This is a genomic window from Actinoalloteichus caeruleus (assembly GCF_049311605.1).
Lineage (GTDB): Bacteria > Actinomycetota > Actinomycetes > Mycobacteriales > Pseudonocardiaceae > Actinoalloteichus_B > Actinoalloteichus_B caeruleus.
This window is the reverse complement of record NZ_CP186005.1, coordinates 5,634,052-5,659,050: the sequence shown is the minus strand read 5'-3', so window position 1 is coordinate 5,659,050 and position 24,999 is coordinate 5,634,052. Positions and strand designations below refer to the sequence as shown.

The 24,999-nt window shown below is 72.4% G+C and carries 22 protein-coding genes; 11 read left to right on the top strand and 11 right to left on the bottom strand.

Annotated elements, in window-relative coordinates; all coding sequences use genetic code 11:
- The first annotated feature begins 12 nt into the window (after positions 1 to 12).
- From rpsK to ACOJVX_RS23235, 6 genes are all read left to right on the top strand, one after another.
- Positions 13 to 417: a 30S ribosomal protein S11 gene (rpsK, locus tag ACOJVX_RS23260; protein ID WP_016698432.1), complete on the top strand. Its 405-nt coding sequence runs from the start codon at positions 13 to 15 to the stop codon at positions 415 to 417.
- Between the two features lie 23 nt (positions 418 to 440).
- Positions 441 to 1,049, top strand: a complete 609-nt coding sequence (gene rpsD / locus ACOJVX_RS23255; protein ID WP_026419509.1) for a 30S ribosomal protein S4 — start codon at positions 441 to 443, stop codon at positions 1,047 to 1,049.
- Between the two features lie 124 nt (positions 1,050 to 1,173).
- Positions 1,174 to 2,229 (top strand): DNA-directed RNA polymerase subunit alpha, encoded by a 1,056-nt coding sequence (locus tag ACOJVX_RS23250; protein ID WP_016698430.1) that lies wholly within the window; start codon positions 1,174 to 1,176, stop codon positions 2,227 to 2,229.
- A 57-nt stretch (positions 2,230 to 2,286) separates the two neighbouring features.
- Complete coding sequence (gene rplQ / locus ACOJVX_RS23245; protein ID WP_026419508.1) at positions 2,287 to 2,853, top strand: 50S ribosomal protein L17; 567 nt, start codon at positions 2,287 to 2,289, stop codon at positions 2,851 to 2,853.
- A gap of 66 nt (positions 2,854 to 2,919) precedes the next feature.
- Entirely contained in the window at positions 2,920 to 3,744 is an 825-nt protein-coding gene (gene truA, locus ACOJVX_RS23240) for a tRNA pseudouridine(38-40) synthase TruA (RefSeq protein ID WP_418155095.1), read from the top strand.
- A gap of 417 nt (positions 3,745 to 4,161) precedes the next feature.
- On the top strand, positions 4,162 to 5,325 hold the full coding sequence (locus ACOJVX_RS23235) for a S1 family peptidase (protein WP_422647092.1): 1,164 nt from the start codon (positions 4,162 to 4,164) through the stop codon (positions 5,323 to 5,325).
- Here ACOJVX_RS23235 and ACOJVX_RS23230 read toward each other — a convergent pair.
- From ACOJVX_RS23230 to ACOJVX_RS23220, 3 genes are read right to left on the bottom strand one after another with little or no spacing between them, the layout of a single operon-like run.
- Positions 5,298 to 7,040, bottom strand: a complete 1,743-nt coding sequence (locus ACOJVX_RS23230; protein ID WP_422647091.1) for an MDR family MFS transporter — start codon at positions 7,038 to 7,040, stop codon at positions 5,298 to 5,300. The two genes, ACOJVX_RS23235 and ACOJVX_RS23230, sit on opposite strands and share 28 nt — an antisense overlap.
- A gap of 53 nt (positions 7,041 to 7,093) precedes the next feature.
- Entirely contained in the window at positions 7,094 to 8,575 is a 1,482-nt protein-coding gene (locus ACOJVX_RS23225) for a UDP-glucose/GDP-mannose dehydrogenase family protein (protein ID WP_337662260.1), read from the bottom strand.
- Between the two features lie 4 nt (positions 8,576 to 8,579).
- Positions 8,580 to 9,830, bottom strand: a complete 1,251-nt coding sequence (locus ACOJVX_RS23220) for a glycosyltransferase (protein ID WP_081715541.1) — start codon at positions 9,828 to 9,830, stop codon at positions 8,580 to 8,582.
- 317 nt (positions 9,831 to 10,147) lie between these two features.
- Between ACOJVX_RS23220 and ACOJVX_RS23215 the strand changes: the two genes are divergently transcribed.
- Positions 10,148 to 10,834: a TetR/AcrR family transcriptional regulator gene (locus tag ACOJVX_RS23215; protein ID WP_418155099.1), complete on the top strand. Its 687-nt coding sequence runs from the start codon at positions 10,148 to 10,150 to the stop codon at positions 10,832 to 10,834.
- Positions 10,835 to 11,057: 223 nt separating this feature from the next.
- Here the strand turns inward: ACOJVX_RS23215 and ACOJVX_RS23210 are convergent, their stop codons facing one another.
- Positions 11,058 to 11,783 carry a hypothetical protein gene (locus tag ACOJVX_RS23210; protein ID WP_051314131.1) on the bottom strand — a complete coding sequence of 242 codons (726 nt, stop codon included), beginning with the start codon at positions 11,781 to 11,783 and terminating at the stop codon, positions 11,058 to 11,060.
- Complete coding sequence (eccE, locus tag ACOJVX_RS23205) at positions 11,780 to 12,961, bottom strand: type VII secretion protein EccE (protein ID WP_026419503.1); 1,182 nt, start codon at positions 12,959 to 12,961, stop codon at positions 11,780 to 11,782. Before eccE ends, ACOJVX_RS23210 begins: the two co-directional genes overlap by 4 nt.
- Before the next feature lie 284 nt (positions 12,962 to 13,245).
- Between eccE and eccB the strand changes: the two genes are divergently transcribed.
- From eccB to ACOJVX_RS23190, 3 genes are all read left to right on the top strand, one after another.
- Positions 13,246 to 14,910: a type VII secretion protein EccB gene (gene eccB, locus ACOJVX_RS23200; protein ID WP_081715540.1), complete on the top strand. Its 1,665-nt coding sequence runs from the start codon at positions 13,246 to 13,248 to the stop codon at positions 14,908 to 14,910.
- A gap of 156 nt (positions 14,911 to 15,066) precedes the next feature.
- Positions 15,067 to 15,387, top strand: coding sequence for a hypothetical protein (locus ACOJVX_RS23195; RefSeq protein WP_026419502.1), 321 nt, complete (start codon positions 15,067 to 15,069; stop codon positions 15,385 to 15,387).
- Positions 15,388 to 15,406: 19 nt separating this feature from the next.
- Positions 15,407 to 16,648 (top strand): WXG100 family type VII secretion target, encoded by a 1,242-nt coding sequence (locus ACOJVX_RS23190; RefSeq protein WP_051314128.1) that lies wholly within the window; start codon positions 15,407 to 15,409, stop codon positions 16,646 to 16,648.
- 23 nt (positions 16,649 to 16,671) lie between these two features.
- Here the strand turns inward: ACOJVX_RS23190 and ACOJVX_RS23185 are convergent, their stop codons facing one another.
- From ACOJVX_RS23185 to ACOJVX_RS23170, 4 genes are all read right to left on the bottom strand, one after another.
- A complete protein-coding gene (locus tag ACOJVX_RS23185) occupies positions 16,672 to 17,751 on the bottom strand; it encodes an alcohol dehydrogenase catalytic domain-containing protein (protein ID WP_103055977.1) in 1,080 nt (359 codons plus the stop codon).
- A gap of 117 nt (positions 17,752 to 17,868) precedes the next feature.
- Positions 17,869 to 18,642 carry an SDR family NAD(P)-dependent oxidoreductase gene (locus tag ACOJVX_RS23180; protein WP_026419499.1) on the bottom strand — a complete coding sequence of 258 codons (774 nt, stop codon included), beginning with the start codon at positions 18,640 to 18,642 and terminating at the stop codon, positions 17,869 to 17,871.
- A gap of 89 nt (positions 18,643 to 18,731) precedes the next feature.
- Positions 18,732 to 20,114, bottom strand: coding sequence for a GntP family permease (locus ACOJVX_RS23175; RefSeq protein ID WP_418155101.1), 1,383 nt, complete (start codon positions 20,112 to 20,114; stop codon positions 18,732 to 18,734).
- Complete coding sequence (locus tag ACOJVX_RS23170; RefSeq protein WP_026419497.1) at positions 20,111 to 20,641, bottom strand: gluconokinase; 531 nt, start codon at positions 20,639 to 20,641, stop codon at positions 20,111 to 20,113. Before ACOJVX_RS23170 ends, ACOJVX_RS23175 begins: the two co-directional genes overlap by 4 nt.
- 161 nt (positions 20,642 to 20,802) lie before the next feature.
- On the opposite strand from ACOJVX_RS23170, the gene ACOJVX_RS23165 reads away from it, so the two are divergent.
- On the top strand, positions 20,803 to 21,498 hold the full coding sequence (locus ACOJVX_RS23165) for a FadR/GntR family transcriptional regulator (RefSeq protein WP_026419496.1): 696 nt from the start codon (positions 20,803 to 20,805) through the stop codon (positions 21,496 to 21,498).
- Positions 21,499 to 21,730: 232 nt separating this feature from the next.
- Here the strand turns inward: ACOJVX_RS23165 and mycP are convergent, their stop codons facing one another.
- Together mycP and eccD are read right to left on the bottom strand one after the other, a co-directional pair.
- Positions 21,731 to 23,419, bottom strand: coding sequence for a type VII secretion-associated serine protease mycosin (gene mycP / locus ACOJVX_RS23160; protein WP_418155102.1), 1,689 nt, complete (start codon positions 23,417 to 23,419; stop codon positions 21,731 to 21,733).
- A 52-nt stretch (positions 23,420 to 23,471) separates the two neighbouring features.
- On the bottom strand, positions 23,472 to 24,860 hold the full coding sequence (gene eccD / locus ACOJVX_RS23155) for a type VII secretion integral membrane protein EccD (protein ID WP_026419495.1): 1,389 nt from the start codon (positions 24,858 to 24,860) through the stop codon (positions 23,472 to 23,474).
- Positions 24,861 to 24,999: the final 139 nt, after the last annotated feature.

The following is a 24,999-nucleotide window of genomic DNA, read 5'->3' as shown; positions in this document are numbered from 1 at the left end:
AAGACGAGAGACATGCCACCCAAGACCCGTGGCGCCGGGGTCAAGAAGGTCCGGCGCAAGGAAAAGAAGAATGTCGCGCACGGTCACGCGCACATCAAGAGCACCTTCAACAACACGATCGTGTCGATCACCGATCCGTCCGGCGCGGTGATCGCCTGGGCCTCGGCCGGTCACGTCGGTTTCAAGGGCTCCCGCAAGTCCACCCCGTTCGCCGCGCAGATGGCGGCGGAGAACGCCGCCCGCAAGGCGTCGGAGCACGGCATGCGCAAGGTTGACGTGTTCGTCAAGGGCCCCGGTTCCGGCCGGGAGACCGCGATCCGGTCGCTGCAGGCCGCCGGGCTCGAAGTTGGCAACATCCAGGACGTGACCCCGCAGCCACACAACGGTTGCCGGCCGCCCAAGCGGCGCCGGGTCTGAGGCGCGGGGAGGAGTAAGAACAGATGGCACGCTACACCGGACCCGCGACTCGCAAGTCCCGTCGTCTCAAGGTTGACCTGGTCGGCGGCGACCAGGCCTTCGAGCGCCGCCCCTACCCGCCCGGCCAGCACGGCCGCGCGCGGATCAAGGAGAGCGAGTACCTGCTCCAGCTCCAGGAGAAGCAGAAGGCTCGCTTCACCTACGGGGTCCTGGAGCGCCAGTTCCGCCGTTACTACGAGGAGGCCTCGCGCCGCCAGGGCAAGACGGGTGAGAACCTGCTCCAGCTCCTGGAGGCCCGGCTCGACAACGTGATCTACCGCTCGGGTCTGGCCAGGACCCGGCGTCAGGCGCGTCAGCTCGTCAGCCACGGTCACTTCCTGGTGAACGGCGAGAAGGTGAACATCCCCAGCTTCCAGGTGTCGCGGTTCGACATCATCGACGTGAAGCCGAAGTCGCTGGGCACCACGCCGTTCATCATCGCCAAGGAGACCCTCGGCGACCGGCCCACCCCGGCCTGGCTCCAGGTCGTGCCGTCCACGCTGCGGGTGCTGGTGCACCAGCTGCCGGAGCGGGCACAGATCAACACGCCGGTCCAGGAACAGCTGATCGTCGAGTTCTACTCGAAGAACTGAGGCCTCCACTGGCGAACGGTGGCCGTGCTGGACGCACGGTCACCGTGGTGGATCGACCAGACCGTGGCGATCCACATCCACTCGGCGTCAAATAGCGGGCGCCGCTGGGAAAGGACAAGACGAAGTGCTCATCTCGCAACGACCGACACTGACCGAGGAGACGGTCTCCGAGACCCGTTCCCGGTTCGTCATCGAGCCGCTTGAGCCCGGCTTCGGCTACACGCTCGGTAACTCGCTGCGGCGGACGCTGCTGTCCTCGATTCCGGGGGCCGCGGTCACCAGCATCCGCATCGACGGTGTCCTGCACGAGTTCACCACGATTCCCGGGGTGAAGGAGGACGTCACCGACGTCATCCTGAACCTCAAGGAGCTCGTGGTGAGTTCGGAGGAGGACGAGCCGGTGACCATGTACCTGCGCAAGCAGGGACCTGGTCCGGTCACCGCCGGGGACATCGTTCCCCCGGCCGGTGTCACCGTGCACACCCCCGACCTGCACATCGCCACTCTCAACGGCAAGGGCAAGCTCGAGATCGAGCTGGTCGTGGAGCGCGGTCGCGGTTACGTCCCCGCCGTGCAGAACAAGCAGGCCGGCGCGGAGATCGGCCGGATCCCGGTCGACTCCATCTACTCGCCGGTGCTGAAGGTGACCTACAAGGTCGAGGCGACCCGTGTCGAGCAGCGGACCGACTTCGACAAGCTGACTCTCGACATCGAGACGAAGCCGTCGATCACGCCGCGTGACGCGGTGGCGTCCGCCGGCAAGACGCTGGTGGAGCTGTTCGGGCTGGCCCGGGAGCTGAACTCGGACGCCGAGGGCATCGAGATCGGCCCGTCTCCTTCCGAGGCGGACACCATCGCGGCCTTCGCGATGCCGATCGAGGACCTCGACCTCACGGTGCGTTCCTACAACTGCCTCAAGCGGGAAGGGATTCACACCGTCGGCGAGCTGGTCTCGCGCAGCGAGGCCGACCTGCTCGACATTCGCAACTTCGGGGCGAAGTCGATCGACGAGGTCAAGATGAAGCTGGCCGGCCTTGGCCTGGCGCTCAAGGACAGCCCGCCCGGGTTCGACCCCTCCGCCGCCGCCGCCGACTACCCCAGCGAGGGGTGGTCCAGCAACGGCGACGGTGGTGACGGTCACGACGACGGTCAGGACTACGCAGAGACTGAGCAGCTCTGATCCACCGCCCGCTCTCCCGAGCGCGGTGGATGCGAGGACGCAACCGAGGAGCAACCGATGCCCACCCCAACCAAGGGTCGCCGTCTCGGCGGGTCCCCGGCCCATGAGCGGCTGATGATGGCCAACCTGGCCACGTCGCTGTTCACGCACGGCCGGATCAAGACCACCCAGGCGAAGGCGAAACGGCTCCGGCCGTTCGCCGAGCGGCTGATCAGCAAGGCCAAGCGCGGTGACCTGCACAACCGCCGTGAGGTGCTGCGGGTCATCCGGGACAAGGATGTGCTGCACAAGCTGTTCGCCGAGATCGGCCCCTTCTTCGGCGACCGCGACGGCGGTTACACCCGGATCATCAAGGCGATGCCCCGCAAGGGTGACAACGCCCCGATGGCCGTCATCGAGCTGGTGAACGAGAAGACGGTCACCGCGGAGGCCGAGGCCGCCCGGAAGACCACCTTCGCCGACAGCACGGCGTCCGAGGCCGAGGAGACCAAGGCCGAGGACACCACGACGGAGGCTCCCGCCGAGGAGACCAAGGCGGAGGCCCCCGCCGAGGACACCGCGGCCGAGGCCGACGAGGCCAAGGCCTCCGAGGCGGAGGACAAGTCCGACGAGAAGAAGGACTGAGTCCTGAGCCACCCGACACCACCGAGCGAGCCCGCCACTCCCGCACAGGGTGGCGGGCTCGCTCGCGTGCGCCTCGACATCAGCTACGACGGCGGGGAGTTCTCCGGCTGGGCTCGGCAGCCCGGCCGCCGCACCGTGTGCGGGGTGCTGGAGGACTCGCTGTCGATGATCCTTCGGCTCGACGTGCGATTGACCGTGGCGGGCCGGACCGACGCCGGCGTTCACGCCACCGGCCAGGTCGCCCACTGCGACCTGCCGGCGGAGGTCGATCCCGGCCAGCTGGCGCGGCGGGTCAACCGGCTGTTGCCGCCGGACGTGCGCGTGCTGGGCGCCCGTGCCGTCTCGCCCGACTTCGACGCGCGGTTCTCCGCGCTGTGCCGGCACTACGTGTACCGCCTGACCGACTCGCCCGTCGGCGGTGACCCCCTGACCCGCCGGCACGTGCTCGCCTGGACCCGCCCGTTGGACGTGGCCGCGATGAACGAGGCGTCGGCGCGGCTGCTCGGGGAACACGACTTCGCCGCCTACTGCCGGCGGCGGGAGGGCGCTACCACCGTCCGCGCCCTGCAACGTCTCCGGTGGGACCGGTTGGGAGGACCGGGGACCGCCGCGCACCACCTGATCGAGGTCAGGGTGAGTGCGGACGCCTTCTGTCACTCGATGGTGCGAAGCCTGGTCGGCGCGTTGCTGGCGGTTGGTGACGGTCGCAGGGCGGTGGAGTGGCCCGGCGCGCTGTTGTCCCGGTCCAGCCGTGTCGACGACGTCGTGGTGGCGCCCGCGCACGGGTTGGCGTTGACCGGGGTCGACTACCCGGACGACGCCGAACTGGCGGCGCGCGCGGAACGGACCCGTCGGCTGCGGGTGCCGGGACAGGCCACCTCCCCGGGCTGAGCGCCGCCCTCCGCGTCCCTCCTGGTCGCCGTCCACCCGGTGCGGGGCGGTCCTCCCGGAACGGTTCGGCGGGCGCCCGGCCCGGTCGCCCGGCCCGGTCGCCCGTTCGCCGAGGCGCCACGCGCTCCTCCGCGGCGATGTCCGATTTCTTTGACCGCTCCCGTGCTGTGCTCGGCGCAGGCGGTGATGCGTCCTTCAGAGGTACTTCGCCGGTGGAATCCGAATAGTGTCAGATCCAGGTTGACCCGCCGTTCGTCCTGCTCAGGGCGGGTGTGGTCGTGCCGGTCGTCCGGCGCTCCCACCAACCGGCGGTTCTCCCCGGCCCGTTGGCCGGCGGCGCCGTCGCCGTTTCAGTCCCTCTCTCCCGCCGGTCGGCCGTTCCGGTCGACCGTCCCGCACGTACGAAGGAGATGACTGATGAGACCTGTTCGCCTGACCGGCCTGGTCGCCACCGCTGCCGTGGTGACCGCGACCCTCACCGGAGTGGGGGCCGCCTCCGCCGGAGAACGCCCCGCCGATGGCCCCGACCGCCAGGACTACTCGCCCGGCCTGCTGACGAGCATGGCCGAGGAGTTCGGCATCACCCCGCTCGAGGCGGAGACGCGGCTGGGTCAGGAGTTCGCCGCGATGGACGCGGTGGACCCGGCGGAGGAGGCCGCCGGCTCCGCCTACGCGGGGGCCTGGTTCGACGCCGAGCGAGGGGCGCTGGTCGTGGGCGTGACCGATGCCGGGGCCGCCGACGCCGTCCGAGCGGCGGCCGAGGTGGACGTCGAGGTCGTCGAGCACAGCGCCGCCGTCCTCGACGGGGTGGTGGCCGAGTTGAACGCCGTCGCGGAGGAGGAGGCTCCGCCGGCGGACGTGACCAGTTGGTACGTCGACCCGGCCGCGAACGAGGTCGTCGTCACCGTCCTCGCCGGCGCCGACGACTCGACAACCGCCGCCTTCCTCGCCGAGGCGCGGGCCCTGGGGCCGGTCACGGTGACCGAGGTGAGCGAGCGGCCCGAGACCTTCGCGGCGGGCACGGTGGGCGGTGACCCCTACTACATCAACAGCAACACCCGTTGTTCGATCGGGTTCTCCGTGCACGGTGGTTTCGTGACGGCCGGGCACTGCGGTGGCGCGGGCAGCACCGTGCACGGGTGGGACTGGTCGCTGATGGGCAACGTCGCGGCCGCGAGCTTCCCCGGCAACGACCACGGTTGGGTTCGCATCGGTCACGGCTGGTGGACCGAGCCGGTGGTCCTCGGCTGGGGAACCGTGCACGACGTCCTCGTGCGGGGTTCCTCGGTGGCGCCCGTCGGGTCCTCGATCTGCCGCTCGGGATCGACGACCGGCTGGCGGTGCGGCACCGTGGAGGCGTTGAACGTGACGGTGAACTACCAGCAGGGGCCGGTCTACGGAACGACGCAGACCAGTGCCTGCGCGCAGGGTGGTGACTCCGGTGGCTCCTTCATCACCGGAGACCAGGCGCAGGGCGTCACCTCCGGCGGTTCTGGCAACTGCGCGACCGGCGGTCGGACCTTCTTCGCGCCGGTGAACCCGATCCTGTCCGCCTATGGCCTCTCCCTCGTGCTGGCCTGATCGTCGGGGCGACCGGCGACCTCGGTCTCCGGCGTGACCGGGTCGGTCGCGGCGTCGACCCCGGCTACCGGGGTGGTTGGCGGGTCCTCGCGACCCGCCAACCGCGCGTCTGGGACCAGCAACGCGACCAGGAACGCCAGGACCGCGGCCACCGCGCCCACCAGGAAGGCGGTGGCGGCGGCCGAGGCGAAGGCCGCCAGCACGGGGGCGGCCAGCACCGGGTCCACGGTGGCCAGGAACTCCGTGTTGTCCAGGTCGAGCAGCAGCCGGCCGTCCTCGGTCACCGCGTCGAGCACTGGGCGGTTGTCCGGGTCCCCGGTGACGGCTGGCTCGGTGAGGTGCCGGGCGAAGTCCGGGTCGGCGCGCGCTGCCGCGAACGAGTCCTCCAGCCTTCCGCCGACCAGCCCGAAGAGGACCGAGAGCAGGACGGCCGTTCCGGCGGAACCCCCGATCTGGCGGAAGAAGTGGCTGGAGGAGGTGGCGGACCCGAGATCCGCCCGTGGCGCGCCGATCTGCACGATGAGCGTGAGCGTCTGCATGGCGACACCGACGCCGACGCCGAGGAGCAGCGCGTGGAGGCCGACCAGGGCGAGGGGGGTGTCGGTGCGCACCGTGCTCAGCAGCGCCAGCGCGAGGGCGCTGGTCGCGGAGCCGAACACGGCGAAGCGGCGTACCCGGCCCGTCGCGGTGATCAGGTGTCCCACGATGATCGTGGCCACCACGTTCCCGAGTGTCTGGGGGAGGAGCAGCAGCCCGGCGACCATCGCCGAGTGACCCCGCACGATCTGGAGGTAGAGGGGAAGCACGGCGAGGCTCCCGAACATCGCCATGCCCACCAGGACGTTGAGCACGTTGCCCAGGACGAAGGTGCGGATGCGGAAGAGGTGCGGTGGCAGGAGCGCGACGTCGCGGGAGCGTCGTTCCACCAGGACGAAGGCGAGGAGGCCGAACCCGGCCACCAGGTACAGCAGGACGGACGTGGGGGAGCCCCACCCCCACTCCCGTCCGTGGGAGGCGACGGTGAGCAGGGGGACGACGGCCACCACCAGGGCCACCGCGCCGAGGTAGTCCACCCGTCCGCCACCGCCGGGAACGGGTAGGTCGAGCACCCGGTGGACGACGAGGACGGCGACGATCCCGATGGGCACGTTGATGAGGAAGATCCATCGCCATCCCGCGAGGCCGAGGAAGTCCGGGGCACCCGCGAAGAGGCCGCCGACCACGGGGCCGAGCAGGCTGGCCGACCCGAAGACCGCCATGAAGTAGGCCTGGTACCGGCCCCGTTCCCTGGGGGGCACCAGGTCGGAGACGATGACGAACGCCAGGGAGAACAGCCCGCCTCCGCCGAGCCCCTGCACGGCGCGGAAGGCGGCCAGCTGGGGCATGGAGGCGGCCAGGCCGCAGAGCAGCGAACCGAGCAGGAAGATGCCGATGGCCGCGAGGTAGACCGGTCGGCGTCCGTAGAGGTCCGACAGCTTGCCGTACAGCGGGGTGGCGACGGTGGCGGTGACGAGGTAGGCGGTGGTCGCCCACGCCTGGATCGTCTGACCGTGCAGCTCGTCGGCGATGGTGCGCATCGCGGTCGCCACCACGGTCTGGTCCAGCGCGGACAGGAACATCCCGATCAGCAGGCCGGAGAGCACCCGCAACACCTGGCGGTGGTCGTACTGGTGCCCTGGTCGCGGGCTGGTGGCGGGTCGCGCCGTGTCGGCCACGCGCTCACACCTCCTTCCGGTCCGGTTCGGGCTGACGGAGTGGGTGGCGCTCGTCACGTCTCCCGAGCGGCACCCCTCACCGTCGGGCTGCCCGCCCCGCCGTGGTGCCCGGTTCCGATGGCGCGGCGGTGCTGGAGGGACCCGGGCGCCGGGCTGCCCGGATGGCGGGGACGCCCGAGGGAACGCACCGACCAACCAGCCCTGGTCCAGTGATCCCGGTCGAGGGTGTTCCTGGCGTCGAGCAGCGTCGGCCGGCGCACGAGGCGCCGCAGCCGGTCCGGGTCGAGCGCCGCGTACTCGGGCCACTCGGTGAGGTGCAGGACGATGTCGGCCCCGGTCGCCGCCTCGTACGCGGAGTCCGCGTAGTCGACCGTGGGCAGCTCCCGTCGCGCGTTGGTCAACGCGTGCGGGTCGTGCACCGCGACCCGGGCTCCGTGCAGGTGCAGATCGGCGGCGACGGTGAGCGCGGGCGAGTCGCGGACGTCGTCCGAGTGGGGTTTGAAGGCCGCTCCCAGCACGGCGACCCTGGCGTCGGTGACCTCCCCACCCAGCTCCTCGCGCACGAGGGCGACGGTCCGGCTCCGGCGCTCCACGTTGATCTGGTCGACCGCCTGGAGCAGTTCCACCCCCCGGCCCGCTCCGAGCTGCTCGGCGCGGGCCGTGAACGCCCGGAGGTCCTTCGGCAGGCACCCGCCCCCGTAACCCAGTCCCGCCCCGAGGAAGCGGTCGCCGATGCGGGGGTCGAGCCCGAGGGCGCGGGTGAGGGGGACGACGTCGGCTCCGCTGGCCTCGCAGACGTCGGCGACGAGGTTGACGAAGGACAGCCGGGTGGCGAGGTACGCGTTGGCCGCGACCTTCACCAACTCCGCGGTCGGGAGGTCGCAGACCACGACGGGAGTCGCCGGGCGTTCGGGGGTGTCGGCCAGCAGCGGCGCGTACACGCGACGCAGCGCCCGTTCCGCCACGTCGTCGGTGACGCCGAAGACGAGGCGGTCGGGTCGAAGGGTGTCCTGGATCCCGTGGCCCTCGCGCAGGAACTCCGGGTTCCAGGCGAGCCTGGCGTGCTCACCGACGGGGGACAGCTCGGCGAGGCGGCGGGCGAGCGGTTCGGCGGTCCCGACGGGGACCGTCGACTTGCCGACCACGAGGCACGGACGCGTGAGCAGGGGACCCAGCATCTCGATCACGGTGACGACCTGGGACAGGTCCGCCCCGTACCCGCGGGGGAGTTCCGGGGTGCCCACGCACACGAAGTGCGTGTCACCGAACTCGGCCGCCAGTGCGAGGGAGGTGGTGAACCGGAGTCGTCCCTCCGCGACCTGCGTGGAGAGCAACTCGGGCAGCCCCGGTTCGTGGAAGGGCACCTCGCCGCGGCCGAGCCGGTCGACCCGCTCGGAGTCGACGTCGACGCCGAGGACCTGGAAGCCGAGTGCCGCCATGCAGGCGGCGTGGGTGGCGCCGAGGTAACCGGCGCCGATCACGGTGATCCGGGGTGGCTGGCCCTGGTCGTCGGGCGGTGTGCTGGTGCGCGTCACGCCCTCACCCCCTGCCGGCGCCGACGGCGGTGTCGGCCTGGTCGGCGGCGTGGACCTGACCGGCCCCGGCTGCGATCTCCTCGAGGCGGCGGACGACCTGGTCGACGTGGGGTAGCGCCAGCATCTCCCGCTGCGCGGCTCGCACCGTGCCGGTGGTGGTGCGGTCGGTGAGGAGGTCGGAACAGGCGGAGGCGACGCCGTCGGCGGTCTGCTCGACCACGTGGCGACCGAGACCGAGTTCCGCGACGCGGTCGGCGTTCACCGGCTGGTCGCCGAACTGCGGGACGACGGCCATGGGCACGCCGGCCCGCAACGACTCCCGGATGCTGTTGTAACCGCCGTGGGTCACGAAGAGGTCCGCGCACTGGAGGAGCAGCGGCTGCGCGATCCCGGTGACGACGTGGACGTTGGACGGGTGGGGGATGTCCGGGAGCGGCACACCTCCGGTGGACACGATCGCGGCGCAGTCGAGCCGTCCCAGCCCCTCGATGATGGCGCGCAGCCCCTCGGCGGGATCGCGCATGGGGGGCGTGTCCTCGAGGCCGGGTTGGGGCGGAGCGTCGAGGACCATCGAGAGCGCCGTGCCGACCGCTCCGAACACCAGTGGGCGGGTGGGGTCGAGTTCGGACACCCAGCTGGGCAGCGCCTCCCGGTCGGCGACGGTGTCGGGCTGCCGGTAGGCGATCGCGGGCGGCACGTCATGGGTGTTGAAGGTGTAGCGGTGGGGGACGCAGTCCAGCCGGCCGTGCCGGTAGAGCGCGTCCGGGCCCTGCTCGGGCAGGTGGATCTCCCGGCGCCGCCGGTTGAGGTGGTCGACGAGGCCGACCGGGTCGACCAGGTTGCCCCCTCCGCTGGGGACGGACACCTGGGGCACGCCCAGCGCCTCGGCCACCAGCATCCCGGCGCACTCGGTGCCGTCCCGGAGCACCAGGTCCGGGCGGAACTCCCGCGCGATCGGCAGGATGGTGCCGACGTTGCGGGTGACCTGGGGTCCGCCGACGAACTCCCGGATCATGACCGTGGCGTCCGTCAGCTGGTCAAGGGTCAGTTCACCGCTGGCGAGCTGATCCCGCAGGATGTCCTCGATCGGCCCCAGGACCGCCCTGACCGGGAAGTTCTCGCCCGCGAACACGTGGGTGAGCGCGGCGGGAACCACCGCCAGCACCTGGTGGCCGGCTCTGGCCACCGCGCTGGCCACCGGGAGCATGGCTCGGGCGTGGGAGGGGGAACCGGTGACGCTGCACAGCACTCGCACGGAACGGTCCTTTCCTGAGGCGGTCGGCGGCGGTCGGTACGCGGGCAGGGGAGGTCCCCGGGCCGAGATCACGGCCCGGCGGCCGGTTGTTGTGGCGTCGAGCTGGCTCGGTCCGTCCCGGCTCGGCAGGATCGGTGCGGGGAACGCGTCGGTTGGGTGTCCAAGGCGTCGAGGACCGGTCAGCGATCGGTCAGCCAGAAGTCAGCAACGGATTACTTCACTGAACGTATCCAGTCGGATGCTGACGGTCAATACGCTGAACCCGCGCCGGGGGAGATGTGGATCACATGCCGACATCGTGACGGGAGGGCTCGCGGGTGGCGCAGGAGGAACCGGGTGCCGAGGTGGGACGAGGTGTCCCACCTCGCCGGAAGGACGCCGACGCCACCAGGTCGGCCTTGTTGATGGCGGCGGTCCTCCGGTTCGCGCGGGACGGCTACGACCGGACGAGCGTCCGGGAGGTCGCCGCCGACGTGGGAGTGAACCAGGCGCTCGTCTACCGCTACTTCGGGTCGAAGGATGCCCTGTTCGAGGAGGTCTCCGCGCACACCTCGGCGATCGGTGAGCTGCTCGCCGGCCCACTCGACGCCATCGGCCCCGGTCTGGGTGACCTGTTGTCGCGTGAGGGGGACCAGGGCGCCCCCGGGTTGGTGGCGCTGCTGCGCTCGCCGGGGAGCGCGGCGGCGATGGAACGGTTGCGCCAGCTGGTCACCGACGACTTCACCCTCGGTCTCGCGCGCCGGCTGCCAGGCGAGGACGGGAGGTTGCGCGCGGAGCTGGTCGCCGCGCTGCTGGTCGGGGTCGGCCTGCTCCAGGCGGTCGTCCGGACACCGCAGCTCGGTGGTGGGAACCCCGAACGGGTGCGTGGGTTGGCGGCGGCGCTCGTGCGCCCGCTGGTGGCTCCCGTTGACCGGGCCGCCGGGGGAGGAGCGGAACGACCGGCTCCGGGAGCGGGGGGAGCGGGCTCCCCAGGCAGCGCGGCGGATGCCGGTCCGTCGCGCTGAGGTGCTGGCCGGGCGAGTGGGGGGCGTGTCCAGGGCGTGGCGGGCCACCTCCGGCCACCCGCTCGTCTCCGCGCGGGTCGGGGCATCACCCGCCGCTGGCCGGCCGCCCACCCGCCACGAGCCAGGAGGGCGCGGCGTCGAGGCATGAGCTCCCGCTGCCCGCCGCCGGACCGGAACGGCGTCCCGTCGCCGGGTGGGAGGCGGGTCCCCGGCGGGGAGGGCCTCAGTCGCCCCGGCGGACCGGGCCGAGGATCTCCTGCTCCTTCTTGGTGGTGATCAGGCGGAAGGGGCGCCACAGGTTGCGCCCGAGGGCGATCACCCCGTCGTCCTTGAGGTTCGCCAGCTGGTTGATCATGGGGGGAGGGAGGCGCCACATCCGGGCGGCCAGCTGCGCCTGGCCCACCGGCAGCCGTTGCATCAGCACGAGGTCCGCCGCGTTCGCCGTACCGGCGGCCTGGGGGTGCAGGTACGGCAGCACGTACATGGTCGTCTGCCAGGGAGACCTGGGTGGGAAGAGCTCCTGGGGGACGTGCCCGCCGTCGTGGACCACCAGGAGCGGGCCGTCGTCGGTGGGGCGGGGCAGCTCGACCGGCGACAGCCGTCGCACCTGGACCAGTGGTACGGGACGACCGTCCGGGCCCTGCCCGGCGGCGCGCGCCACCGACTGCCAGGCCGCGGGACGCCCGGTCGCGATCACCACCCATGCTCCGGTCGCCATCGCGCGGAGCGCGACCTGTCGTGCCAGGTACAACCCTCCGACCAGCACGATCCGAGTCGGTGCCGGCCGTAGGACGGAGATGGTCAGCGGCTCGTTCTTCATGCCGGAACCGAGCACCATGCCGCCCCGGTCGCCGGCCGGGCTGACCGCGTCGAGCAGTTCGGGTGACACCACGAACTCCGGTGCGACCCCCCGGCCGGAGGGGCCGTAGGCCAGGCGGCTGCTAGTCATGCCGATCCTCCCAGTGGCAGGGTCGCGGCGAGCCCGGCCACCTGGAGGCCTCGCAGCGGGGTGAGCGTGATGTCCAGCTTCTCGCCGAGGGTGTTCAGCTTCCCGTCGGCCGCCTCCAGTTCGGACGGTGTCCTGGCGCTGACGCGGACCAGTCCCCGCAGACCCACCTTGCCGTCCTCCTCGCTGGGCGAGATGGACAGGGTCACCGTGGAGGACAGGGCCCGGACACCGGTGAGGGCGTTGATGTTCCTCATCCCGCCCTTGCCGGGCCACCGCGTGATGGCGTAGCTCGCGTGCCCCACCCCGCCGGCCGTCACCCCGGTCCAGCGTTCGCGCAGCCCGACCTTCTTGTTGGCACCCGCCACCGACTGGAGGTTGGCCGCGGAGATCCCGGAACGCAGCACCTCGTCCACATCGAGCGGCCGGGTGGACACCCCGTGCCGTTCCAGGGCGGAACGGATGCGGGAGAGCGCGCCGATCAATGCCCGGTGCGCGCCGACCACACCTCCTCCTCGCTCGGTGATGGCCTGCTGGCAGCGCCTCGGGTCGAGCCGGACGGCGACCCAGGTGGTGCGGCGGGCGGCGGCCGGCAACGGGCCGAGCACCTCCAGGTACGAGTTCAGGGCCGGCGAGTTGGGCGGCAGGGCGGCGCTGCCCGGGTAGCAGTGCCAGATCACCTTGATGGAGTCGAGGATGACGCCTCGGTCCTCCAGGCAGGGGGTCAGGGCGCCCAGCGGCAGGTTCGGTGCCGCGCCGACGTGGGTGACCAGCGCGGGGGGCGGCTCGACGAGCAGCACCGCCGTCCACGTTCCGTCGTGCATCGCCAACCCGACCTGACCGCGTTCGTGGTCGGTGCCCTGCGCCACCACCAGGTCGGGCAGGGCGAGGCGGAGCAACGACACCCGGGCGTCCTCGGGGCCCGTCACGGGCTTGTCGTCGAGTTGGACCTCCTCGTCGTCCGCCCGGGCCGGTGGGTGGGCCACCCTGGTGTGCGAGCGGGCGGCGTAGCCGAGGGTCAGCTTCGTCCACTGGGTCAGCCAGCGTCCCTTCCAGCGGGTGAAGGCCACCACCAACGCGACGAGCAGCACCGCGGCGGAAGCCGGCCAGAGACTGGTGCTGACGGCCAGCAACAGCAGTCCCACGGCCAGCCCGACCTCCAGGACCACGACGTTGGTCACCGGCAGCGGGCCGAGGCTGGCGCCCGTCGCCCGCCGTCGCGCGCTGCCGACCCGTGCCGTCGGCGGTGCCGCTGGCGGCGACGGTTGGGGCCGCCGGGGCTGGGCAGGGCTGGGTGTGGTCACGCTCATCCGTTCGGTCTCTCCCCCTCGCTGATGCAAGACGGCGGATCGTCGGCGGGGGCACGCACCCGCCTGGCGCCCTTATCGGGAAACGGCGCCACAGTCGTGCTGCTGCCCGCTATCCTGCCGAACGGTACCGTGGACTAGGGAGCTATAGGCCGCAAATGCCCTCAACACCTACCACCAAGTCCCAGGTTCAGGCTTACCGCTTCGTCCTCAGGCGAATGCAGTCGGCGCTGGTCCGCAAGGACGCGGTGATGCTGCACGATCCGATGCGCACCCACCAGCGCTCCGTGGTGGCGGGGATGGCGCTCGCCGCCGTGGCGCTGTTGGGTTTTCTGATCTTCGGTGTCATCTCGCCCAAGGCGAGTCCGCCGAGCGCGGGCGAGATCGTGATGGCGCAGCCTTCTGGCGGCATCTACGTCGCCGTGGAGCAGAACAACGCGCTCCAGCTGATCCCCATGATGAACATGGCCTCGGCGCAGCTGCTCCAGATGCGGATGCAGGGCGGCGCGTCCGCCGGGCTGCCCGAACCCTCGTTCGTCAGTGACGACGTGCTGGCCGACATCACCATCGGCAGCCAGCTGACCGGGATCCCCGGGGCGCCGGAGAAGATGCCCAGTTCCGAACGGCGAATCGATCCGGTGTGGACGGTGTGCGACTGGGCGTCCTTCGACGACAGCCTGGCGAACCCGGCGGCCTCGGCGTCGGCGGAGACCTCGGTGCTCGCCGGCGTCCACGACCTGCCGGGCCGCGCGCTCGCCGAGGACGAGGTGGTCGTCGCCCGTTCCGAGGCCGACGGCGAGATGTGGGCGATCTACCGCCCGGATGACACCCGCGCCGGGTCGCGTGCCGTGGTCCGCGCCTGGGTCGACCCCAACCACCAGGTCAACCAGGCGACGCTGGCCTCGGGGCTGCGTGAGCCGCACCTGATGACCGAGGCGTTGCTGAACAGCATCCCCACCGTCGACGACTACGCGGCCCCGGACATCCCGGACCAGGGGCTCCCCGCCGACCGGGAACTCGTGCTGCCCGACGGCAACGCGGCGGGGATCGGCACCGTCGTGGCCGCGTTGGACGCGTCTGGGCAGGGCCGGGACTACTACGTCGTGCTCAACAGCGGGTACCAGGACATCCCCGAGGGCGTCGCGGAGCTCATCCGCTGGTCGCAGGGACAGGCCCAGGCGGAGGTGCCGCTGGTCGAACGGGTGGACATCACCCGGCTCGGCGCGGCCGCGGATGCCGACCTCGTCGAGATCCGCGACCTGCCGAGCCGTCCGCTGCGACCGGTCCCCTACATGGAGAACCCGGTGACCTGCTTCGCGTGGAACGGTTCGGACGACCGGGAGCGCACCGAGCTGCGGGTCGGCGAGGACATCGAGTTGCGGGGCGCGGACGCGTCGGACGACGACCCGCTGTTGGAGCGGGTGCGGCTGGGTGCCGACAACGCGGCCGACTACTTCTTCATGCCGCCGGGGAACGCCGCCGTCGTCCGCAGCACGACGTCCGAGGGCAGCTTCCAGAGCGGCCCGATCCACTTCGTGTCCGACCGGGGTGTCCGGTACGCCATCCCGGACATGCGGCACGTCACGGCGCTGGGGCTGTTGCCGGAGAACAGCACGCTGCCGCCAGCCCCGGAACCGATCCTGCGCCTGCTGCCGGCGGGCCCTCGGCTGGACCAGAACAATGCCGACCTGGTGTTCGACTACGTCCCCTTCGACGAGAGCGGTGACCGTCGACTCGACGTCGAGGAGGGCGCCGGCGAGTACGTCCCCGACCCGGACGGCGTCGGGGACGGGTGGTTCGAGGGCTTCCCCCAGGACGGCTGACGGCGAGTGGGATGACGGATGGCGGCGGCCCGGGAACCCCCGGGCCGCCGCCGGCGTCTCATCGGCCGAACGGCCTCGTCCGGAGGTGCGCGCCGCGCCACGGCCGGACACCACCCACGGCCGTCGTGCTGACGACGAGCATCCAGGGAGCCCGACGTGGCGGACATCAGCATCGACCCGGAGTGGGTCACCGACTACGCGCGTCGGCTGGAACGCGCCTCCGAGGACCTCGGCGAGGTAGGCCAGTCCGTCCACGTCGACGGGGTGGGCGCGGAGACCTTCGGCGAGCTGGGCGTCGAGGTCGGCACCGACACGGCGTACGCCGAGGTGCGTGACCACCTCGACACCCAGCTGGCCCGGGGCCGCGAGGTGCTGCTGGCCGCCTCGGTGGCGCTGCGGAACGTGGCCCGTGTCCACCTGGCCCACGACGAGGACAGCGCGGCGGAACTGAACCGCTCCGGCGCCGATCCGGCCTGAACCGCACAGGGAGTCGCCCGTGTTCCCCGACCGCTACCCAGCCGACCCCACCGTCGTACCAGGTGGCGTGGCCTTCGACCGCTCCCCGGGGTTCGGGGGCACCAGCCGGCCCGCGTCGACGGCGAGCGAGGCCGCCCCCGCCGCCCCGGCGGGGGCGGTGACCGCGTCCGAGCCGGCTGCCCGTCCACCGTGGCTGCCCCAGGAGGGGGCCGTCGGCGGCCCGGACGGTGACCGGCTGGCCGGGGACGCCGCCGGCCATCTGGGCTTTCTGTCCTGGATCTCCGACCAGCTCGGGGTTCCGGACCCGGTGCACGAGTACTTCGGCCCGGTGGTGGGGCGCTGGAGCGACATGCACGAACAGGCCGAGCACTGGCGGGCCGCCGCCAGGCGGGTCGAGGAGCTGTCGGAGGAGGTCGCCGGTCCGCTCGGTGGCCTGGACGAGGCCTGGACCGGGGACGACGCCGACTCGTTCGTCGAACACGTCCAGGAGGTGACCCGCGCCGCGAACGCGATGGCGGACACCATGACCGCCGTCGCCGACGCGTTGGACGTCACGGCGGACGCCATCCGGCAGCTCGTGCGGGACATGGTCGAGGTGCTCGCGGGCAGCGCTGACTCGGTGTCGGAGGCGTTGACGCTCCCGGTGGCGGGTGAGGAGCGGGCCCGCGACCACCTGGCCACGATGCGCGAGCCGCTGCTGGAGCTCTTCGAGGCGGTCCGGGAGGTGCTGCGCGCGCTGGTCGGCCTGTGCTCGGGGCTGGGTGGTGACACCGTCTTCTCCGACCTGCGCATGGCGCACGTGTTCCCCGAGGACGACTGGTCCTTCGACGTGCCCTCCGTCCCGGGCGGCGGCGGCCCCGGCGGGGTCGACGTGGCGGGTGCGGGCACCGGCGGGGGTGCGCCCGGCGGCGGAGGCGGTGCCGGCGGCGTCCCCTCGGGTGGTGGTGGCCCCGGCGCCGGCTCGGCGGGGGCGGCGCCCGAGTCCGAGCAGCCGGTCCGGGCCGGGGGCACCAGCGGTGTCGCCGCCGCCCCCGGCGACGCGGTGGCCGGTCAGCAGGGCGCCTCGACCGGGCAGGCCACCCAGGGCGGCCGGGGGATGGGCGGTGGCGCCATGATGGGTGGCGGGATGATGGGCGGCGGGGCCCAGCAGAACCAGGGTGACCAGGAGCGGAAGAACCAGTCCCGCATCATGTCCGACGCCTCGGAGCTGTTCGGTGAGCCGGAGGCCACGGTGGCGCCGGTCATCGGGGAGGACGGCTGACAGCGCTCCTGACCTGGCCGGGCTCAGCCGGCGTCCGGCTCGGTGAAGTCGAGCAGGACCTTTCCTGACCCGGCGGCGTCGGCCGCCGTCGTCAGGGCCGCCGCCAGCTCGTGGACCGGGATGACGTGCGAGACGACGCCCTCCGTCGCCAGCGAGCCGTCGGCGAGGGCGGCGAGCACCGCGGCCATCTCGTCGTGGAACCGGAAGGACCCCGCCACCGTGATCTCCCGGCTGATGAGGCCGGCGACGGGGGCGGGGATGTCGCCGGCGGGCACCAGCCCGAGCAGCGTGAGGTGCCCGCCCCTGCGCAGGCCGGCGGCGGCCGCGGCCAACCCGGCCGGACTTCCCGAGGACTCGACGGCGACGTCGACGCCAAGCGCGGCCACCGAGGCGGCGTCCGTCGCCACGATCGTCCTGGTGGCTCCCAGCCCCTCGGCGACTCGGAGCGGGCGGTCGTGCAGGTCGGTGACGACGATCTCGGCCGCACCGGCCCGGGCCAGGACGGCCACGACCAGCGCGCCGATCGGACCGGCGCCGGTGACGAGCACGCGCCGCCCCCGGACCTCCCCGCTGCGGGCCACCGCGTGCCAGGCGACGGCGGCCGGCTCGGCGAGGGCCGCGGCGCGCGGCGGGAGGCCGGCGGGGAGGGGGAGCAGCCGGGTGGCCGGCAGGACGCGCAGCGCGGCGAAACCGCCGTCGGTGTGGGGGTGGCGGGCGGCGCTGCCGAGGTAGGTCGTCCTGGGGCAGATGTTCTCCCTGCCCTCGGCGCACCGGTCGCAGGTCCCGCAGGGGTTCGCGGGGTGAACGGCCACCGGGGTACCGGCGGCCGGCCCGCTGCCGTCCGCCGCGGCACGCTCGACGTGGCCGACGACCTCGTGACCCAGCACCATGGGGGAGCGCAGCACGGACTCACCGGCCGCGCCGTGCCGCCAGTAGTGCAGGTCCGAGCCGCAGATGCCGCCGTAGGCGATGCGGACGACCGCCTCGGCCGGCGTGGGTTCGGGGAGCGGTACCCGGTCCAGGCGCACGTCACCCGCGGCGTGGGCGACCACGGCGAGCGTGTCCTGGGGGGCGGGGGCGGACGGCGACGGGGCGCGGGACACGGGTGAGTACCTTCCTTCCGGACGGAGGGGAGAGCCTGGTCGGGTGGCGGCGGTCCCGGGCGACCTGGTGGGGCGTTCCGGCCGCTGGTCCGGCCGGGACGGCTCGCCACCGGGAGATCAGACGACGGCGGTCATGCCCCCGTCGACGAAGATCACCTGCCCGTTGACGAAGTCGGACCCGGAACCGGCCAGCCACACGGCAGGGCCCACCAGGTCCTCGATGCGGCCCCACCGGCCGGCCGGGGTGCGCCCGGTGATCCACCCGGTGAACGCCTCGTCCGCCACCAGCGGGGCGGTCAGCTCCGTCTCCACGTAGCCGGGGGCGAGGCCGTTCACCTGGATGTCGTACCCCGCCCACTCCGCGCACATGGCCCGTGTGAGCCCGGCCAGGCCCGCCTTCGCCGCCGCGTAGGGGGCGATCGACGGCCTGGCCAGCGCGGTCTGGACGGAGCAGATGTTGACGATCTTGCCGCGACGGCGGGCCACCATGCGGCTGGCGACGGACCGTCCGACGAGGAAGGCGCTGGTCAGGTCGGTCCGCAGCACCGCGTCCCAGTCCTGGGGGGCGAGTTCGAGCATGGGCTGCCTGTGCTGGAAACCCGCGTTGTTCACGAGGATGTCCAGCGGCCCGATCTCGGATTCCACCGCCCCCACCGCCTCGTCCACCGCCGACGGGTCGGTGACGTCGAAGGCACTCGTCCTGACCCGGTCCGCCCCGACGCGCGACCGCAGTTCCGCCGCGGTCGAGGAGAGGCGCTCGCTGTTCCGCCCGTTGAGCACCACGGTGGCCCCGGCCTCGGCCAGGCCGGTCGCCACGGCTCGTCCGATGCCTCGACTGGACCCCGTGACCAGCGCGATCCGGCCGGTCAGGTCGAACAGGGCGTGGGACATCGACGTCTCCTCGGTCGTGGGTCGTGGGTCGTGGGTCGTGGTGGGCGGTGGGGACGGCCCTCGGAGCACCGTCCCCGCCGTCGGGTGGGTTATGCGATCAGGTAGATCGCGTAGGCGAAGCCGAACCCGATGAAGGCCATCAGGGTCTGGATCACGGTCCACGTCTTCAGGGTCGTCTTGACGTCCATGCCCATGAACTTCCCGACCAGCCAGAAGCCGGAGTCGTTGACGTGGCTGGCGATGACGGAGCCGGCCGCCAACGCCAGCACCAGGGCCGCCAGTTGCACGGAGCTGAGGTCGGTCATCGTGGCCACCACCGGTTGGACGATGCTGGCCGCGGTGGTCAGGGCGACCGTCGCCGAACCCTGCGCGATCCGCAGCGCGCTGGCGATGACGAAGCCGGCGAGGATCACCGGCATCCCGAGCCCCTCCAGGCTCTCCGCCAGGGCGTCGCCCGTTCCACTCGCCCGGAGCACGGCGCCGAACATCCCGCCGGCGCCGGTGATGAGGATGATCGAGCAGATGGGGCCGAAGGCGCTGTCGACGATGCCCTCGGTCTCCCGGCCGGGCCTGCGGCGTCGGACGCGCAGCAGGTAGATGGCCAGGAGCACGGTGATGAGCAGGGCGACCGGGGTCTGCCCGACGGCCCGCGCGGCCAGGACCCAGCCCGCCTCGGGATCGACGAAGCCGGCGACGCCGAGGGCGTCCAGGCCGGTGTTCGCGAAGATGAGGGCCAGTGGGAGCAGCAGCAGGAGCAGGATCGTCCACAGGGCCGGCGGGTCGGCCTCGTCCTCCTCGGAGGCTGTCCCGAGGATGTCCGGGACGGGCAGGACCAGGCGCTGACCCATGATGCGGCCGTAGAGGTATCCCGCCAGGTACCAGGTGGGGATCGCGATGGCGAGCCCGAACAACAGCACCAGGCCGATGTCGGCCTCCAGGAAGCCGGTGGCGGCCACGGGGCCGGGGTGCGGCGGGACGAAGATGTGCATCACCGAGAACGCGGTGGCGGCCGGGAGCCCGTAGAGCAGCACCGACCCGCCCAACCGGCGGGCGACGGTGAAGATCACCGGCAGCATGACGACGAAGCCGGCGTCGAAGAAGATCGGGAAGCCGAAGAGCAGCGAGGCGACGCTCAACGCGAGGGGCGCGCGGTGCTCGCCGAAGAGGCGGAGGAGCCGGTCCGCGAGCACCTTGGCCCCGCCACTGGTCTCCAGGAGCCGGCCGAGCACCGCGCCGAGGCCGACGAGGAGCGCGACGGAACCGAGCGTGGAACCGAAGCCCTCCGTCATGGTCGGCACGACCTCGCCCGCCGGGATACCGGTGGCCACGGCGGTCACGAGGCTGACCAGCACCAGGGCGAGGAAGGCGTGCAGCCGGACCTTCATGATGAGGAACAGCAGCAGCGCCACCGCCGCGAGCGACACCAGCAGCAGGGAGCCGGTGGACAGGGCGGGGGTGAAGTCGGTGTTCACCGGCGGCCTCCTTCCTCGGCGGTGATGGCCTCGGTCGCCCGCTCGACGAGGTCCGCCGGGGGCGCGCCGATGTCCAGCACGACCCCGCCCTCGTCCGCGCCGAGCGGTTCCAGCGCGGCGTACTGCGAGTCGAGGAGGGACGGCGGCATGTACTCGTGGCTGCGGGCGGCGACCCGCTCGGCCACCAGGGACCGCTCGCCGGCCAGGTGGACGAGGAACAGGTCCGGGGCGTAGTCGCGCAACACGTCCCGGTAGTCACGTCGCAGGGCCGAGCACGCGACGACCGGGGGCTCGCCCGCGTTGACACCCTCGGCGACGCGAGCGCCGATCACGCGCAGCCAGGGAAGCCGGTCCTCGTCGGTCAGGGGCTGGCCGGTGGCCATCTTCTCGATGTTCGCTGCCGGGTGCAGCGAGTCGGAGTCGACGAAGGGCCGGTGCAGCCGCTCGGCCAGCAGTGCGCCGACCGTCGACTTGCCCGACCCCGAGACCCCGATGACCAGCACTGGTCGCGGCGCCGTTGCCGTCATTGCCTACTCCTATGCTGAGTGGCCTGGGTGGACCTACATCGGATGAGTAGCGCAGAGACTAGGCATTAAATCTGATGTAAACAACTCCCTGTGTGAAATAAGTCAGACGAAAACCGTGGGTGTTGATCGGGTCACCGGCGGCACCGGGAAAGGGCGACGGCGTGGCCTGGGTGAGCCTGCACGACCGGCTGTTGGAGGAACTGGGGCTGGCGGTGACCGGCGGAACGCTCGCGGCCGGGGACCGGGTGCTGCTCGACGAGCTCGCCGACCGGTTCGACGTCTCGCGATCGGTCATCCGCGAGGTCGTGCGGGTCCTGGAGGCGCTGTCGCTCGTGTCCTCCCGGCGACGGGTCGGGGTCGTGGTCCTCCCGGCGAGCGAGTGGAACCTCTACGACCCGAGGGTCATCCGCTGGCGCCTGGCCGGCGACCAGCGGGCCGACCAGCTCCGCTCCCTCTCACAGCTCCGGGCGGCGGTCGAACCGGCGGCGGCGGCGCTCGCCGCGCACAACGCCAGCATCGAGGTCGCCGCCGAGCTCATGTCGGTGGCCGGGCGGCTGCGCGGGCTCGGGCGGTCCGGCGACCTCGAGGCCTTCCTCGTGGTCGACATCGCCTTCCACCAGATGGTCCTCCTCGGCAGCGGAAACGAGATGTTCGCGCAGCTCTCGGACGTCGTGGCCGAGGTCCTGACCGGCCGGACCCAGTACGGGCTGATGCCCCGCTACCCGGCGGCCGAGGCACTCCAGTTGCACATCGACGTGGCCGACGCCGTCCAGCGCGGTGACGCCGCCGGCGCGCAGTCGGCGATGCTGCGCATCGTCGACCAGGCGGTCGAGGAGCTCGCGCCGATCTGGCGGTAGCACTCGCGGCGCACCGGCTGACGTCCCGAGGGGCCACCGCCCGTCGTTCGCCGGGTGACCGACCAGGCGGTCGTACCGGTGCCCGCCCGGCCAGGAGCGTGAGCCGTGAGCCTGAGGTCGGGACGCGGCACGACGTCCATGCCAGGGGGCGGGCGCCCAGTCGCCGGGTGCGGGACCGGGTGGGCGTCCGTGCCCGGCGTCGATCCCACCGCGGCGCGGTGGACCCGCTCCCTCAGCCGTCCTCGGCGAGCTGGCGGTCCCGTTCCCGGGTGTGGCGCAGCGTCCTGGTGATGAAGACGGTCAGCAGGAGCAGCCCGATCCCGCCGCCGGCGCCGGCCACGGCGACGATGGTCGGGGTCCAGTCCCGTTCCTCCAGGTGGTGGACACCGCCGTGGAACAGGGCGTCCGCCCTCGGCTCCTCCTCCGGGAGAGTGCGCGTCAGCGCGGCCACCGGGTCCACCACCCCGGTCCCCCACCCGAAGGCGACGCCGTTGACCCCGCCGGTCTGTTGCGCGGTCCGCTTGATGCGGTCCACGACCTGCGTCGCCGACAGGTTGGGGAAACGCTCGCGCACCAGCGCGGCGGTGCCGGCGACGTAGGGGGCGGCGAAGCTGGTCCCCTGGATGGGTTCGAGGCCGTTGCCCTGGATGTCGAGCATGTTGGCCAGGCCCTCGCCACCCGGCGCGGGATCCACCGAGGTGACCTCGGTGCCCGGTGCCGCGATGTCGACCCACCAGCCCTGCACCGAGAACTCGGCCAGCGCGCCAGTGCGGTCGGTGGCACCCACGGCCAGCACCTCGGGGAACGCGCCGGGCAGCGTCATGTGGGTGACGTTGTCGGCGGTGTTCGTGGAGCAGCCGTCCGCCCCGTTGCCGGAGGCGGCGACCACCACGACGTCCCGCTCGTGGACCGCGTACTTGACGGCCGCGTGCAGCCGCTGGACGTAGGGGGACTCGACGTCGGTGATGGGCTGGCAGGAGGACTGGGAGAGGTTGATCACGTCCACGCCCTGGTTCGCCGCCTGCACGATGGCCCGCGCCATGATGTCGGTGTTGCCGGCGCCGGCGACCTTCTCCTCCTCGGGGATCTCGTCGTCGGCGGTCTGGTAGTAGTTGGAGACATTGCGGATGCCGACGAGCTCCACCCCCGGGGCGATGCCCCGGAACCGGGAGTCGTTGCCGAAGGGAGCCGCCCCGATCAGTCCGGCGACGATCGTCCCGTGCCCCTCGCAGTCGAAGGTCCCGTCCCGGCCGTCCCGACCGTCGATGTAGTCGCCCGCCCCGCTGAGCCGGTCACCGAAGGACGGGTGCCGGTTCACCCCGGTGTCGACGACGGCGACCCGCTGCCCTGACCCGGTCGCGCCCATCCGGGCCAGCTCGTCGAACCGCAGGTAGTCGTGCGCCCAGGACTGCGGTGGCAGCGACCCGCTCGTGCTCGCGCCCGGGGTGATGCAGGCCGTGCGGTGCTCGAACAACGCCCAGTCACCGCCGGTGGGCGGCACGCCGGGTGGCGCGGCGGGATCGACGTCGGGGAACGTCGGGACGTTGCCGTTGAGCCGCCGGTCGGCCTCGGACCTCGGGCGGTCGGGGTCGTCGGCGGTCTCGTCCCCCGGGGCGTCGCCCTCGGGGGACTCCGGGTCAGCCCCGTCCTCCGGGTCAGCCCCGTCCTCCGGGTCAGCCCCGTCCTCCGCGCCAGCCCCGTCCTCCGCGCCGGGGTCCCCCTGGTCGCCGAGGTCCTCGCCCCCGCCGCCCTGACCGGGGTCCTCGGGACTCCCCTCGTCCTGCTGGTCCTCCTGCGCCACCGCCACGCCCGTCAGCGCCGGAGCGGCGCTCAGGCTCGGGCCGACGAGCGTCACCACCGCGACCGTCGCCCCCGCGGCGAGCCGCCGGACCGCGCCACCCGAACGTCGGCTGGCAGCCATCGTCATGTCCTTTCGCCGCACCCGCGATGCCCTCCCGTCGGAGTCGCGGCCGTCACCACTCGATCTGGATCAACTGGCGGAAGGTCGTGTACAGCTCCATCACGGCCAGCGCCACCGGGATGACCGCCGCGATCATCACGGCCTCGAAGATGTCGACCGACCGGCGGAGCACCGGCGAGAACTTCTGGTCGGGGAACACCACCCCGAGGACGAACGCGGCCACCGCCAACACCATGAGCGTCCCGAAGACGCCCAACAGCATCACCAGCTGGTCGTCGGTCGCGGTCATCCACCCCACCACGAGGCCGGCCGCGGTGAGCATGCCGCACATCAGCAGCGCGATCGCCTGCGTCCCGTTGGCGTAGGTGCGGGAACGCAGCAGCAGGACGATCGAGACGACGACCCCGAGCACCGGGCCCCAGAAGTTGTCCGACCCGGCCGCGATCACCGCACCGATCGCGGCGACCACGCCGCACCCGATGATCATGCCGGTCATGTACTCGTGCGCCAGTCCCGAGCGCTGCTCGATGATCGCGTAGTCCGGGAAGCCGGTGTCCTCCTTGAGGTCCTCGGCGCTACCGGGGACCTGGGGGAGGGGCAGCTTCGCCAGGTAGATCGTGAGCCGGGGCAGGATGGACAGCGCGGCGAGCGAGACGGCGGCCGCCCCGGCCGCGATCCCCGACGGGGGGTGGTCGACGAAGGTGCCCACCAGGAAGGTCAGCGCGCCCAGCGCGCCGGCGGCTCCGGCGGCGACGAAGACGACGACGCCCTGGCCCAACAACATCACGCTCGCCGACGCGAAGACGGTGACGAGCGCGGACCCGAGCAGGAACGACGGTGCGAGCTCACCGCCGGGAACCAGGTACAGCCCGCCGACGAAAGCCATCGGGAGCCCGCCGGCGGCGGCGATCAGCAGGCCGGTCCTCGGTGCCCGGTACGCGCGGGTGACCACCGCGCCGGCCGCGACGGCGACCACCGCGGTGACCGTGGCCGTGATCGCCGACCCGAGGCTCCGACCCGAGACGAACAGCGCGACGGCCGCGACCACCAGCGCCAGCACTCCCGCGATGTGGCCCAGGCGGTGGGCGGTCTCCTTGGTCCACGGCCGGAAACTGAGCGGGTCGGAGTCGGAGATCGCGTCGACCACGTCGTCGTACAGCGGTGGTGGCGGGTTCTCCGAGCGGCGGCGCAGTTGCACGATCTCGCCGTCCAGCACCCCGAGGGAGGCCAGTGTCCTGCTCGGGTCGAGCGGCCCCTCACCCATCTTCGCCAGGCACCAGCCGCCATGCCGGGCGCCGCCGTCCGGAGTGGCCTCCTTGGACATCTCCAGCAGCATCGGAAGCAGGTCGGCCACTGCGACGTCGGCGGGCAGAGCGAGGTCGATGCGTGTCTTCGGCGCAACCACCGTCACTCGGCTGAACACCGTCGTACCGGTCGCCACTGCGCCCCCTAATGTCATGTCGTCGGTTGCTTCTCGGGCCGCCCCCGTGGCGGGCGGGCGTCCCCGTGGACCGGGTTCACCGAATCCGTCCCGCCGTCGCGGTGAGCGCCCTTAGTATGGCCGCACCGAGTTGGGCGAG